The organism is Lysobacter sp. DMC97, from assembly GCF_056313745.1.
In genome coordinates, this window is the sequence record NZ_JBQUZR010000004.1 from 232,915 (window position 1) to 245,571 (window position 12,657).

Consider the following 12,657-nt stretch of genomic DNA (forward strand, 5'->3'; position numbering starts at 1 on the left):
CGACGCGCTGCCTCACTCGGATGTCGGGAACGCGCGGCGGAATGCCTCGAAGATGGCGAGATCCTGCGAACCGTCGAGCACGGAAAAGCGGATCGTCTCGAACCGCCCGTGCCACGCGCCGTGCAGCAGGTGGTCGGCGAAGGCAGCCGCAACCATCGCGGGATCGTTGCGGAAGACGCCACAGCCCCAAGCGCCCAGCACCAACCGCCGGTAACCGTGTTCCGCCGCGACCGCCAACACACCTTCGATGCGGCGATGGAAGGTCGCGGCGATGCGCGGCGATTCCTCGGGCCGGTTCTGCGCGATGGCGCCCGCATTCGGCGCGGCACAGGTCAGGAATCCGGCGAGCCGCGGCGCATCGAGCAGCGTGCCGTCGTCATCGCGGAACACCGGGCAATCGGGCGAGACGATGATCGCGTCGCTGTAGAGCAGTGACGACGACGCGCGATGCAGGTCGTAGAACGCCATGCAGCGCGACAACGAGGCGTACAACGCGGAGCTGCGCGCCAGCGATTCCTCCTGCGCCTGGCTGCCGCCGAGAAATCCGCCGCCCGGATGCTTCGCCGATGCGAAGTTCAGGACGGCGACCGGTGCATCGTCCTGCGCCAGCAGCGCAGCGAGACCGGCAAGCGTGGTTTCGTTCGCGACGTCGATCCGCGTGGCGTGCGTCCCTGCCGCGCCGCGCTGCGTTTCGATGATGCGACCGACGGCCTCGGCATCGAGATGCCGCGTGCGTTGGAGGCAGCGCGCGAGCGGCGCCGACAGATCGACCTGCTCACCGTTCGGCGCGACATAGCCACCGTCGTCGATGATGCGCAACGTGTCGCGCGCGATGCGTTCGCGCGCCGTGCGATTCCCGCTCACGGCGTCCCAAACCGCCCCAGCGGCGCGCCCGCCAGCAAATGCAGGTGGATCTGGAACACGGTCTGGCCGCCGTGGTCGTTGCAGTTCATCACGATGCGGTAGCCGTCGTCGGCGAAGCCCTGCGCCTTCGCGTAGCGGGCCGCGGCGACGGCGAGGCGGCCGACCAGTTCGGCCTGGTCCGGCTGCACGTCGTTGAGCGTCGGGATCGTTTCCTTCGGCACGAACAGCACGTGGATCGGCGCCTGCGGCGCGATGTCGCGGAACGCGATGACGTGGTCGTCCTCGAACACGATGGTCGCGGGGATCTCGCGGCGGATGATCTTGTGGAAGATGGTGTCGGACATGGGCGCCTCCTGTGCGTGGGCCGGATTGTATGCCGATCGGCACCGCTTTCCGTCGCGCCTGCGCGCCCGGCGTCGCCTTCGACCGCACCATCGTGGCGGAATGCTGTGCCGGATGAGTCGACACGCCCGATGACGCTTCCCTCGTGGCAACGGCGCACTACCTTCGACGTGGCCCCGCTCCGGGATGGCATCCCGACCATCGCCTCCGGACGCGAACCGGCCTTCGACCACACGGCACGTCCGAAAGGAGTCCCATGAAACGCCTCTCCCGCATCGCCACGCTCTGCGCCTGCCTCGTCGCTCCGTCGCTGCATGCCGCGCCACCTCCCGGCGATGCCGCACCGGACGATTTCGTCCCCCACGAGATCGTGGTCCGCCTGCGTCCCGGGATGCCAGCGACCGGCATCGCCGCGCGCCTGCCCGGCCTGGAAACGCGGCGCGTCAGCCGCGACCTCCTGCTCGTGCGCCTGCGGCCGCCCGGCGCACGCCTGCTGGATCGCGCCACCGCCCGGGCCCGCACGCTGCAACTGCTGGAGCGCGTGCGCCGCGATCCCGACATCGCGCTGGCGCAGCCCAACTACGTGTTCCGGCTGGCGCAGCAGCGGATGACGCCCGACGACCCGCTCTATCCGGCACAGTGGCACTACCCGATGGCGCGGATCCCCGAGGCCTGGGCCTTCGCGGGGGGCGGCAGCAGCGCGATCCGCATCGCGATCCTCGACAACGGCAAGGCCCCCCATCCCGACCTCGACAATCGCTGGTCGACGACCGAGTACAACGCCACGACCGGCCAGAACGCGAACGAACAGACCGGCTGGCGACACGGCCTGCATGTGGCGGCCATCGCCGGCGGAGAGACCGGCAACCGGTTCGGTGGTGCAGGCATCTGCTTCCAGTGCACGCTGCTCAACGTCAAGGTCGCCAACGGCAGCGACGCCACGACCGCCGATGTCGTCGAAGGCCTCGCCTGGGCCGCAGATCACGGTGCGCGCGTGGTCAACCTCAGCCTTGCCTATCCGATGTCGTGCATGGCCAGCGGGATGCAGGTGCTGCGCAGCGCGATCGCCGATGCGATCCGGCAGAACATCGTGGTGGTGGCCGCAGCGGGCAACGTCCCCGGCAACGTCGACGACGCCTCACCCGCCTCGTGCCCGGCCGTGATCTCCGTGGCGGCCGCCGACCACAACGGCCAGCTCGCCGCCTACAGCGGTCGCGGCGCGAACATCGGCATCACCGCGCCCGGAGGCGGCGGCACGATCGTGCTGGACAAGACCGGCCAGATCGACCGCAGCTCGTCGATCTACGGCATGTCGATCGGCACCCCCGACTGCCTGCAGAACGTCGGCGGCCCCTACAACCCGTATGCCTTCGGCGTGGTCTCGGCCTGGAACACGGCCTACGTCGGATCGACCAACACCCGCCCCTGCCATCGCTACCTGTCCGGGACGTCGATGGCCACGCCGCACGTCAGCGGCACCGTCGGCCTGATGCTCTCCGCGGCACCGACCCTGACACCGGCACAGGTGCTGTCGATCCTGCAGGGCAGCGCCACACCGATGCCGGCCTGCCACGGCGATTGCGGTCCGGGCCTGCTCGACGCCCATCAGGCCGTGGTCGCGGCCTGCGCACGCAACATCCTGTGTCCGTATTGAACGCTGCGACGCCTTCCCGGACTGCCCGGGAAGGTGCCGCGATGGCGGGCCTAGGCCCGCCCTACATCGGCATTTCGCTGCGGCTGCCGAAGGCGTGCGACAGCGTGCCGCGATCGACGTATTCCAGTTCGCCGCCCAGCGGCACGCCGTGCGCGAGGCGCGTCGGCTTCACGCCGTGCTGGCGCGCGAGCTGGGCGAGGTAGTGCGCGGTCGCTTCGCCTTCGACCGTCGGGTTGGTGGCGATCACCAGTTCCTGCACCTCGCCCTCGGAGAGGCGCGCGGCGAAGGCATCGAGGCCCAGTTCGCGCGGGCCGATGCCGTCGAGCGGACTGAGCCGCCCCTGCAGCACGAAGTAAAAGCCGCGGTAGCCGGTCGCCTGCTCGATCACCAACCGGTCCGCCGGCGATTCGACCACGCACAGCAGGTGCGCGTCGCGCGCGCCGCTGGCGCAGGTCGCGCACACCGGCGTCTCGCTGAAATCGCGGCAGCGCTCGCAGTGGCCGATCCGCTCCACCGCGCTCGCCAGCGCATCGGCGAGGCGCTGCCCACCCTCGCGATCGCGCTCCAGCACGTGGTAGGCCATCCGCTGCGCGGTCTTCTGGCCGACCCCGGGCAGGATGCGGAAAGCGTCGATGAGCTGTTCGAGCAGAGAGGCGGTCATGCGATCCGAAAATGGTTCGCGCGCAGGGATGCGCGCACGGCGCGCGCGCCATGCGCGCGCCGGACGACCGCAAAAACCACGTTTTTTGCGGTCGTCGCGGAAGCGGCGGCAGGATGCCCCGTCTTCCGCATCGACTCAGAACATCCCAGGCAGCTTCATCCCCGGCGGGATCGGCATGCCGGCGGTGGCGGCGGACATCTTCGCCTGCGATTCGGCGTTGATCTTGCCCACGGCGTCGTTGATGGCGGCGACGAGCAGGTCTTCGGTCATCTCGGCGTCGGACAGCACGCTCGGGTCGATGTGCACCTTGCGGCACTCCATCTTGCCGCTGAGGGTGACGCTGACCAGGCCGTTGCCGGCGCTGCCGGTGGCCTCGATCTTCGCGACTTCTTCCTGGGCGCGCTGCAGGTTTTCCTGCATCTTCTGCGCCTGCTGCATGAGTTGGGCGATGTTTCCGCGCATGGGGCTCTCGGGTTCAATCTTCGAAGGGACGGATGGAATCGGGCACGAGCTTCGCGCCCTGCTGCTGCATCAGGCGCTGCACGTCGGGGTGGCCGAGGAAAGCGTCCTCGGCCGCGGCCTGCTTCGCGTCGCGCTGGCGTTCGTTGCGCTGGTGCAGGGTCTCGACGTGCGCGGCGCGCCCGGTCTCGAACTTCAGCTGCACCGGCCCGCCGAGCTGCGCCGACAGCGCATCGGTCAGGGCCTTGATCAGGGCCGGGCTGCGCAGGTGGTCGTCGTCCTCGGACAGCGACAGGCGCAGGACGCCGTCGGCATGGGCGAGGAAGGCGGCGTGCGCAGCCAGCTCGCGTGCCGGGCCGCGCAGGTCGCAGCGGGCGACGAGGTCGAGCCAGCGGTCGTTGTCGATCTCGCCAATGGAGGTAGCGACCGGCGCGACGGCCGGACGCGGCGGCTGCACCGGCGGCGGCGCGCTGACCTCGATCTGCGGCGGCCGCGACGGCGGCGGCTCGGCGACCCGACGCTCCTGCGTGACGGGGTTTTCCATCGCCGCGGGCGGCAACGGGCGCGACGTCTGCGGCGCCGGCTTCGCGGACGCGCTTTCGAGCGCGGCGCGCGCGGCCTCGGGCCCGCGGGCGGACGCAGCGGCCGGGCGTTCGAGCTGCGCGGCGCCGGCGTCTGCCGGGCGGAACGCCAGCATCCGCAGCGCGGTCATCTCGAAGCCGGCGCGCGGGCTGGGCGCGTAGCCCAGGTCGCGGCGGCCCTGCAGCGCCATCTGGTACCACAGCTGCACCACTTCCGGCCGCAGCTGCGCGGCGATGGCGTCGATGTCGACGCCGTCGGTCTCGACCTCTGCGCCGGGCACCAGCTGCCGCACCTGGATACGGTGCAGCGCCTCGGCCAGCGCGTCGAGCACGCCGCTCCAGTCGGGCGAGAAATCGGCCAGCGCGGCGATCTCGTCGAGCAGGGCCTGGCCCTCGCCCGCCGCCAGCGCGTTCAGCACGGCGCCGACGCGGGTGCGGTCGACCGTGCCGAGCATGGTCGCGACCCCGGCGTCGGTCAGCGTCGCGGCCTCGTGACCCTCGTCCGCGGCGCAGGCACCGGTGTAGGCGATCGCCTGGTCCAGCAGCGACAGGCCGTCGCGCAGGCTGCCATCGGCCGACTTCGCGAGCTGGCGGATGGCGCCCGGCTCGGCCGGGATGCCCTCGGCGGCCAGTATCTTCGTCATCTGGCCCTGGATCTGGCCTTCCTCCAGCCGCTTCAGGTTGAACTGGAGGCAGCGCGACAGCACCGTCACCGGCAGCTTCTGCGGGTCGGTGGTGGCGAGCAGGAACTTCACGTGCCCCGGCGGCTCCTCCAGCGTCTTCAGCAGCGCGTTGAAGGCCGACTTCGACAGCATGTGCACTTCGTCGATGAGGTAGACCTTCACCCGGCCGCGCGAGGGCATGTACTGGGCGTTGTCGATCACCTCGCGGACGTCGTCCACGCCGGTGTTGGAGGCCGCGTCGATCTCCAGCAGGTCGATGAACCGGCCGGCATCGATGTCGCGGCAGGCGTTGCATTCGCCGCAGGGCTCGGCCGAGGTCCCGCGCTCGCAGTTCAGCGACTTGGCGAAGATGCGGGCGATGGTGGTCTTGCCCACCCCGCGGGTGCCGGTGAACAGGAAGGCGTGGTGGACCCGGCCGGTGTCGAGCGCGTTGCTGAGCGCGCGGACCACGTGCTCCTGCCCGACGAGTTCGGCGAAACGCCGGGGGCGCCACTTGCGGGCGAGGACGAGATAGGACATCCCGCCATTCTGCCACGCGCACCGCCCCGACCGGACCCGCCGCGGGCCGTCCTTGTCCGACCCGGGACGGGCCGGTAGAATGCGCGGTCCCGAGGGGCGGCCGGACGCCGCACCGAAGGCATCTCCGGAGAGGTGTCCGAGTGGTTGAAGGAGCACGCCTGGAAAGTGTGTAAGCGTCTAAACCGCGCTTCGGGGGTTCGAATCCCCCTCTCTCCGCCAGTTTCTGCAAGTGATGCGTCGCGACAGACGCAACGTCTATGGTGGCCCCGTCGGCCCCTCGCGACGCTAGGTCGAAAACCCCGCCAGGGCCGGAAGGCAGCAACGGTATCGACTGATGCGGGCGCCGAGGTCAGCCGGCGGGGCCATCGCCATTCCAAGCCCACGACATCGCGACCCGCAGCTCGTCAGCCGTGGCGACGGCCTGAACGGCGTCGCACTCCATGGCGCTGCCTGGCGCGGTATCGACTGATGCGGGCGCCGAGGTCAGCCGGCGGGGCCATCGCCATTCCGGGCTGCGCCCCCGTCGCCGCCAAGCGTCTCCGCCGGGTCGCGCGCCCTGCTATCGTGCCGCGATGCATCCCGATGTCGCCGACGCCCGCGCCTTCGCCATCGCCGCGCATGGCGACCAGACCTATGGCGCGTTTCCCTACGTCCATCACCTCGACGCGGTTGCCGCGATCCTCGCGCCCTACGGCGCCGTGGCGCAGGTCGTCGGCTACCTGCACGACACCATCGAGGACACGGCCGTCACGCGCGAAGAGGTCGAGGCCCGGTTCGGCACGCAGGTCGCCGACTGCGTGGCGATCCTGACCGACGAACCCGGCCCGAACCGCAAGGCGCGCAAGCAGTTGACCTACGCGAAGATGGCGCGGGTCGACGCCGCGCACGCACTGGCGCTCGTCGCGAAGGTCGCGGACCGGCTCGCCAACGTGCGCGCCTGCATCGCGTCGGACAACACTGGCATGCTGGCGATGTACCGCGACGAGCACGCGACGTTCCGCCCCGCGGTGTTCCGCGACGGGCTCTGCGACCCGCTGTGGCACGAACTCGACGGCCTGCTGGCGACCGGACCGCGGGATTGAGCGTCGGCGTCAGGGATGCAGCCACGCCGCGTCGCCCTCGACGTAGCGTTCGTGTTTCCAGATCGGTACCCGCGCCTTCGTCTCGTCGATGATCCAGCGGCAGGCGGCGAACGCGGCATCGCGATGCGCGGCGCTGACGCCGACCCACACCGCGAGATCGCCGACGTCGAGATCGCCCACGCGATGCACGCAGGCGGCGTCGGCGATGGCGAAGCGCGCCAGCGCCTCGTCGACGATCCGCGCGCCCTCGGCTTCGGCGAGCGCGGCATAGGCTTCGTAGCGCAGGCCCGACGCGCGCCGGCCTTCGTTGTGGTCGCGCACCCAGCCTTCAAAGCTCGCGTAGGCGCCCGCCTCCGCGCGCAGCAGCCGTGCGCGCAGCGGCGCGATCTCGAACGGGGCATCGGCAAGGGCGAAGCGGGTCATCTCGGACATCTCTTCAGCGGTGGATGCATTGCCATCCTTGGCGCGAAGTTCCGGGCTCGCGGATCGCCCGGCCCGCCCCTCCATGGACGGGCGTTCGCGGCCACGCGCGGCAGTGCCGCGCAAGCGTGGCCCTTCACCCGCCCGACACCGGCGGGATGAACGCGATCTCGGCGCCGTCGCGCGGCACGTCGTCCCAGTGCGCAAACGCGCCGTCGACGGCCACGCGCAGACGTTCGACCGGCAGCGCAAAGCCATGCCGCTCACGCAGGGATGCATACAGCGCACGCAGGTCGCCGTCGAACGCGACCGCCTCGCGATCGATGCCCGCGGCGTCGCGCAGGCTCGCGAAATACAGCACCGTCGCCGAGGTCACGCGCCCTCCCCCGCGATCGTGCCGACATCGCGCTTGCCGCCGCGCTTGCCGCGCAGCTTCGCGGGTCCCAGCACGATCGCGTGCGACAGCGCCTTGCACATGTCGTAGACGGTGAGCGCGGCGATGGTCGCGCCGGTCAGCGCTTCCATCTCGACGCCGGTGCGATGCACGGTCTTCACGGTGCAGACGATCTCCAGCGAACGCGCGTCGCGCCAGTCGATCGCGAAACGGATGCCGTCGATCGGCAGCGGATGGCAGAACGGAATGAGTTCGTGCGTGCGCTTCACCGCCAGCGTGCCGGCGACGATGGCGGTATCGACCACGCCGCCCTTCGCGCTCTTCAGCCCGTTCTCGCGAAGTTGCGCAGCGACCGCCGCGGGAAACGTCACGCGGCATTCCGCCGTCGCCGCGCGCGCGGTCGCGGCCTTGGCGGACACGTCGACCATCGCCGGATGGCCGTCGGAATCGAGGTGGGTCAGTCGCCCGTTCATTTCAGACACGTGTTCTCCAGCGCAGCCCGAAGCCCGGCTCCGGCGGCGCGAACAGGACATGCAGCACGCGTCGCCCGGAAGGCGATTCGGCCTTCGACGACGCATGCAGCAGCAGGGGACGCATCAGGATCAGGTCGCCGGCATCGGCGAAACAGTGGGCTTCGTGCCGGTCGCGGCGCAGCGCGGGAATCGCTTCGACGTCGATGCGTCCCGCCGCATGGGTTCCCGGCAGCACGCGCAGCGCGCCGTCGCCGGCATGGCAGGGATCGAGGTGCAGGCGCACGGCCAGCAGACGTTCCAGCAGCGCCGCGGGCGGCTGCACGTAGTGCCCGTCTTCCTTCGTCGACCAGCCGGACAACGCCGGATGATCGACCCGCTCGGCGACCGGCACCGACAGATCCTGGTGGTACGGGACCTTCCAGTTGCACTCGGGCGTCTTGCGGAAGAACGTGCACTGGATCGCGACCGCCTCCGCATCCAGCACGCCCGCCTGCTGCAGCACCTGCCGGAGCGGCGCGACCAGTGCACGACACGAGGCGACGTCGAGCAGATTGCGCGACCCCGCCCGCTCGGCATCGAGCAGTGCGTCCGGCGACACGTTCGACAATTGCGCGGGCGCAAGCCCGGACGGCATGCGCGTCCAGCCGTGTTCGGCGAGTCGCGCCGTCGCCATCACCCGCCCACCAGGAACATCTCGACCCGCTTCCGCGGTGTGCGCAGGCCGGCGCGCAGTTCGCTGTAGCGGTCGCCGCGGGCCCGCCAGAGATCGGCGAGCCGGCGATCGAACCCCGCGTCGTCGCCGAGCCACGGGCGCAGGTCGGTGCCGTCGGCGGCGAACAGGCAGGTGAACAGGCGGCCGTCGGCGGAGACGCGGGCGCGATGGCAGTCGCCGCAGAACGGCGCGCTGATCGAACTGACGAAGCCGACCTCGCCGGCGCCGTCGTCGAAACCGTAGCGCGCCGCGACTTCGCCGCGATACGTCGGCGCCAGCGGATGCAGCGGCCAGCGCGCGTGGATCGCGTCGCGCACCTCGACCGACGGCACGACGCGCGCAGCGTCCCAGGCGTTGCAGGTGCCGACGTCCATGTATTCGATGAAGCGCATCGTGTGGCCGCGTTCGCGCGCGAACGCGACCAGCGCCGGCACTTCGTCGTCGTTGACGCCGCGCTGGATCACGCAGTTGAGCTTGAGCTTCGCGAAACCGGCGGCCTGCGCGGCATCGATGCCGCGCAGCACGTCGTCGAGACGACCGCGGCCGCCCGACAGCGCGGCGAAGCGCGCGGGATCGAGCGTATCGAGGCTGATCGTGAGCCGATGCAGCCCGGCGTCGCGCAAGGCCTGCGCGTGCGTCGCGAGCAGGCTGCCGTTCGTGGTCAGCGCGATGTCGTCGAGTCCGTCGATCGCGGCCAGCCGCGCGACGAGATCCGGCAATCCGCGCCGCAGCAGCGGTTCGCCGCCGGTGAGGCGCAGCTTGCGCACGCCCGCGCGCGCGAACCCGCGCACGAGCCGCTCGATCTCGTCGAACGACAGCCGCGAGGCGGCATCCAGACCGTAGTCCTCCGGCACGCGATCCGCCGGCATGCAGTACGGACAGCGGAAATTGCAGGCCTCGATCACCGACAGGCGCAGGTCGCGCAGCGGGCGCCCCAAGGCGTCGAGCGGAGCATCGGCGGGGCGCGGCAGGGCATTCATCGACGGGAAGATACGCGGTTCACGCCTGAACGCAGGCGCCGTCGGCGGCATCGGTTGCGTCGAATGGCTCCGCGCGTGCGGCCGTGGGTTCGGCCAGCGGCAACCGCTCGCCCGGGTCGGCGACCCGGTAGCCGCGTGCCTTCAGCGCCTGGCCTTCGCCGGCGCCGACGTAGTGGTACAGCACGCAGCGCGCCAGCAGCTCGGCGTCGTATTCGCGTTCGAGGTCGGCGATGCCGCTGTGCGAGGGATTGCCGCGCAGCGCGCAGTCGTGGGCGACGAGTTCGCCGGCATCGGCCATCTTCGCGAGGGTTTCGGGGATCGGGCGGGTGTCACCGGTCCATACGACGCTGCCGCGCAGGCGCAGGCCCCAGGCGGTGCGCGGCCAGTGATGACGCGCCTCGAACGTCTCCAGACGCACGCCGTCGTGCCAGAAGGCGTCGCCGACCGGGATCACCTGAAACGCGTCCCAGAAGTTCGCGCCGCCTTCGGCCAGCACGTTCGGGTAGTCGCCGACCCGCTGGTGCAGCAGCGGCACCAGCGGCGCGGGCACGTAGATCCGCGGGCGTTCGCCGTGGCCGCCGAACATCGCATCGACGAACAGGCGCTCGAAGCCGGCGACGTGGTCGAGATGGGTGTGGGTGACGAACAGCGCGCGCGGCGCCTCGCCGTAGTGCGCGAGATAGGCGCTGAGCCCTTCCGCGCCGCAGTCGATGGTCAGCCACGGGCGGCCGTGGCGCTCAATCGTCGCCATCGCCGAGCCCAATTCGACCGCCGACGCATTGCCGACGCCCTGGAACCGCAAAGCCCACGCCATGCTCGATCCGTCCGTGCGGCCTAGGTGCCGCGTTGCCACTGCGCATCGTACGCGGCGCGGAGCACGGCGTAATCCCGGTCGACCTCGGCCTCGCTGCGCGCACCGCGCAGTTTGTGCAGCGAGCGATGCAGCCGGGCGAGGTTCTTCTCGCGCCAGCCGGTGGCGGGGATGCGCAGCGCGCCGCGATCGAGGTCGATCGCCCAGCCGGTGCCCGCGTCGTCGAACAGCAGGTTGTGGGCGTTGAGGTCGGCATGGTCGAGGCCGGCGCGATGCAGCCGCGCGATGAGTTGGCCCGCCTGCGCCCAAGGCGCGTCCGCGCCGCGCGCCGCGGCGAGGTCGGCGAGCGCGGTGACGTCCTGCAGACGTTCGAGCAGGATGCCGGCGTAGTACCACGGCCCGTCGCGCCAGTAGATCGCGGCGATCGGCCGCGGCACCGGCAGGTGGCGGCGCTGCAGTTCACGCAGCAGGCGGAACTCGGCGAAGCTGCGGGTGCGGTTCGCGCCGCGCCAGAGGTAGCGGGCGCGGGTGAGCTTCGCGACCAGCCCGCCGCGCAGGTACAGGCGCAGCACCGCCGGCCCGAACCCGCCCGCCTCGGGGCCGCCGTCGACGAACCAGGCGCCGCCGCGGCCGCCACTGCCGACCCGGGTGGCACGCGCGCCCCACCAGTCGGGATCGAACCAGCCGGGAACGGCGCTCTTCGTGCCTGCTTGCCGCAGCAGCGAGGCGTCGAACAGAATCGCACCTCCCGCCCCCGAGCCGTCGGCGCGACGGAAAGGCGTCAGGCTCTCGCTGGCGTCGAAGGCGACCATCCTCCGAGTCTACCAATTGCGCGAGACAAGCCCCTCATCGATCTGCCTGCTGCGTCTCTCCGCCCTGGGAGATGTGACGCACGTCCTGCCGCTGGTCCGCACGCTGCGCCGGGCCTGGCCCGAGGTCGCGCTGACGTGGGTGATCGGCAAGGGCGAGCAGAAACTGCTCGACGGCCTGCCCGGCGTCGAGTTCCTCGTCTACGACAAGAAGAGCGGGCTGGCCGGCATGCGCGCCCTGCGCCGCGCCCTGGCGCGACGCCGCTTCGACGCGCTGCTGCAGATGCAGGTGGCGGCGCGGGCCAACCTGCTGTCGGCGTTCCTGCCGGCGCGGCGGCGGATCGGCTACGACCGCTCGCGCTCGAAGGACCTGCACGGCCTGTTCATCAACGAACGCATCCCGGACCGGCCGGGCATCCACGTGCTGGACGCGCTCGGCAGCTTCTGCGAGCCGCTGGGCCTGCGCCAGACCGAGGTGGTCTGGGAGATGCCGGTGCCCGACGACGCCCACGCCTGGGCCCGTGCCCAGTGGCCGGATGACGGCATGCCGACGCTGGCGATCTCGCCCTGCTCCAGCCACGTCCTGCGCAACTGGCACGCCGACCGCTACGCCGCGGTCGCCGAGCACGCCCGCGCGCAGGGCTGGCGGGTGGCGCTGCTGGGCGGCCGCAGCGCGCTGGAACGCGACACCGCCGACGCCATCCTCGCGGCGATGCGCCCGGCTGCGCCGATCGGCGACGGCGACACGCACGACGTGCTCGACCTCGTCGGCAAGGACACGCTCAAGCAGTTGCCGGCCCTGCTCGCCCGCGCCGACCTGCTGATGACGCCCGACTCCGGCCCGATGCATATCGCCAACGCCATGGGCACGAAGGTGCTGGGCCTGCACGCCGCCAGCAACCCGCGTCGCAGCGGTCCATATTCCGACGTGCGTTTCTGCGTGGACCGCTACGACGACGCCGCGCGCAAGTATCGCGGCCGGCCCGCGGCCGAACTCAAGTGGGGCGCGAAGATCGAACACGACGGCGTGATGGACCTGGTGACCGTCGAGGACGGGATCGCCGCGTTCGAGCGCTACCGCGCCTTCCGCGCCAGCGAATGAGGCCTCCGATGCACGCCACGTGGACATCGCGGCTCCTGCTCTCCCTCGGCATCGCGGCGGCGATCATTCTCCCGGCCCGGGCGTCCGCGGCACCGCTCAGGCCGCACAACG

At 71.2% G+C, this 12,657-nt stretch carries 15 protein-coding genes, 1 tRNA gene and 1 other RNA gene; 5 read left to right on the plus strand and 12 right to left on the minus strand.

From position 1 onward, the window contains the following. Window positions 1-12: 12 nt before the first annotated feature. Window positions 13-864 (minus strand): TIGR02452 family protein, encoded by an 852-nt coding sequence (locus ACT53Q_RS10160; protein ID WP_476186533.1) that lies wholly within the window; start codon window positions 862-864, stop codon window positions 13-15. Further along, entirely contained in the window at window positions 861-1,208 is a 348-nt protein-coding gene (locus ACT53Q_RS10165) for a histidine triad nucleotide-binding protein (RefSeq protein WP_476186534.1), read from the minus strand. Before ACT53Q_RS10165 ends, ACT53Q_RS10160 begins: the two co-directional genes overlap by 4 nt. A gap of 254 nt (window positions 1,209-1,462) precedes the next feature. Here ACT53Q_RS10165 and ACT53Q_RS10170 point away from each other — a divergent pair, with 254 nt between their 5' ends. Further along, window positions 1,463-2,860: a S8 family peptidase gene (locus ACT53Q_RS10170; RefSeq protein ID WP_476186535.1), complete on the plus strand. Its 1,398-nt coding sequence runs from the start codon at window positions 1,463-1,465 to the stop codon at window positions 2,858-2,860. 61 nt (window positions 2,861-2,921) lie between these two features. Here ACT53Q_RS10170 and recR read toward each other — a convergent pair whose 3' ends face one another. The 3 genes from recR to dnaX all read right to left on the minus strand — a co-directional run bounded on the left by recR (window position 2,922) and on the right by dnaX (window position 5,763). Next, window positions 2,922-3,521: a recombination mediator RecR gene (gene recR / locus ACT53Q_RS10175; RefSeq protein WP_476186536.1), complete on the minus strand. Its 600-nt coding sequence runs from the start codon at window positions 3,519-3,521 to the stop codon at window positions 2,922-2,924. Window positions 3,522-3,656: 135 nt separating this feature from the next. After that, entirely contained in the window at window positions 3,657-3,983 is a 327-nt protein-coding gene (locus ACT53Q_RS10180; protein ID WP_476186537.1) for a YbaB/EbfC family nucleoid-associated protein, read from the minus strand. Window positions 3,984-3,996: 13 nt separating this feature from the next. After that, window positions 3,997-5,763, minus strand: coding sequence for a DNA polymerase III subunit gamma/tau (dnaX, locus tag ACT53Q_RS10185; RefSeq protein ID WP_476186538.1), 1,767 nt, complete (start codon window positions 5,761-5,763; stop codon window positions 3,997-3,999). Between the two features lie 126 nt (window positions 5,764-5,889). Here dnaX and ACT53Q_RS10190 point away from each other — a divergent pair. The 3 genes from ACT53Q_RS10190 to ACT53Q_RS10200 all read left to right on the plus strand — a co-directional run bounded on the left by ACT53Q_RS10190 (window position 5,890) and on the right by ACT53Q_RS10200 (window position 6,845). Further along, window positions 5,890-5,982 (plus strand) — tRNA-Ser (locus ACT53Q_RS10190). Window positions 5,983-6,029: 47 nt separating this feature from the next. Then, window positions 6,030-6,126, plus strand: an RNA gene (ffs, locus tag ACT53Q_RS10195) — signal recognition particle sRNA small type. Window positions 6,127-6,335: 209 nt separating this feature from the next. Next, entirely contained in the window at window positions 6,336-6,845 is a 510-nt protein-coding gene (locus ACT53Q_RS10200; RefSeq protein ID WP_476186539.1) for an HD domain-containing protein, read from the plus strand. A 9-nt stretch (window positions 6,846-6,854) separates the two neighbouring features. Here the strand turns inward: ACT53Q_RS10200 and ACT53Q_RS10205 are convergent, their stop codons facing one another. From ACT53Q_RS10205 to ACT53Q_RS10235, 7 genes are all read right to left on the minus strand, one after another. Continuing rightward, window positions 6,855-7,277 (minus strand): molybdenum cofactor biosynthesis protein MoaE, encoded by a 423-nt coding sequence (locus ACT53Q_RS10205; protein ID WP_476186540.1) that lies wholly within the window; start codon window positions 7,275-7,277, stop codon window positions 6,855-6,857. Window positions 7,278-7,401: 124 nt separating this feature from the next. Next, on the minus strand, window positions 7,402-7,641 hold the full coding sequence (locus ACT53Q_RS10210) for a MoaD/ThiS family protein (protein WP_476186541.1): 240 nt from the start codon (window positions 7,639-7,641) through the stop codon (window positions 7,402-7,404). Continuing rightward, entirely contained in the window at window positions 7,638-8,132 is a 495-nt protein-coding gene (gene moaC, locus ACT53Q_RS10215; RefSeq protein ID WP_476186833.1) for a cyclic pyranopterin monophosphate synthase MoaC, read from the minus strand. Before moaC ends, ACT53Q_RS10210 begins: the two co-directional genes overlap by 4 nt. A 1-nt stretch (window position 8,133) precedes the next feature. After that, window positions 8,134-8,805: a phytanoyl-CoA dioxygenase family protein gene (locus ACT53Q_RS10220; protein ID WP_476186542.1), complete on the minus strand. Its 672-nt coding sequence runs from the start codon at window positions 8,803-8,805 to the stop codon at window positions 8,134-8,136. After that, window positions 8,805-9,824: a GTP 3',8-cyclase MoaA gene (gene moaA / locus ACT53Q_RS10225; protein ID WP_476186543.1), complete on the minus strand. Its 1,020-nt coding sequence runs from the start codon at window positions 9,822-9,824 to the stop codon at window positions 8,805-8,807. Before moaA ends, ACT53Q_RS10220 begins: the two co-directional genes overlap by 1 nt. Before the next feature lie 19 nt (window positions 9,825-9,843). Further along, on the minus strand, window positions 9,844-10,638 hold the full coding sequence (locus tag ACT53Q_RS10230; RefSeq protein ID WP_476186544.1) for an MBL fold metallo-hydrolase: 795 nt from the start codon (window positions 10,636-10,638) through the stop codon (window positions 9,844-9,846). Window positions 10,639-10,658: 20 nt separating this feature from the next. Beyond that, a complete protein-coding gene (locus tag ACT53Q_RS10235) occupies window positions 10,659-11,447 on the minus strand; it encodes a 3-deoxy-D-manno-octulosonic acid kinase (protein ID WP_476186545.1) in 789 nt (262 codons plus the stop codon). Between the two features lie 16 nt (window positions 11,448-11,463). Between ACT53Q_RS10235 and ACT53Q_RS10240 the strand changes: the two genes are divergently transcribed. Then, complete coding sequence (locus ACT53Q_RS10240) at window positions 11,464-12,546, plus strand: glycosyltransferase family 9 protein (RefSeq protein ID WP_476186546.1); 1,083 nt, start codon at window positions 11,464-11,466, stop codon at window positions 12,544-12,546. The last annotated feature ends 111 nt before the right edge of the window (window positions 12,547-12,657 follow it).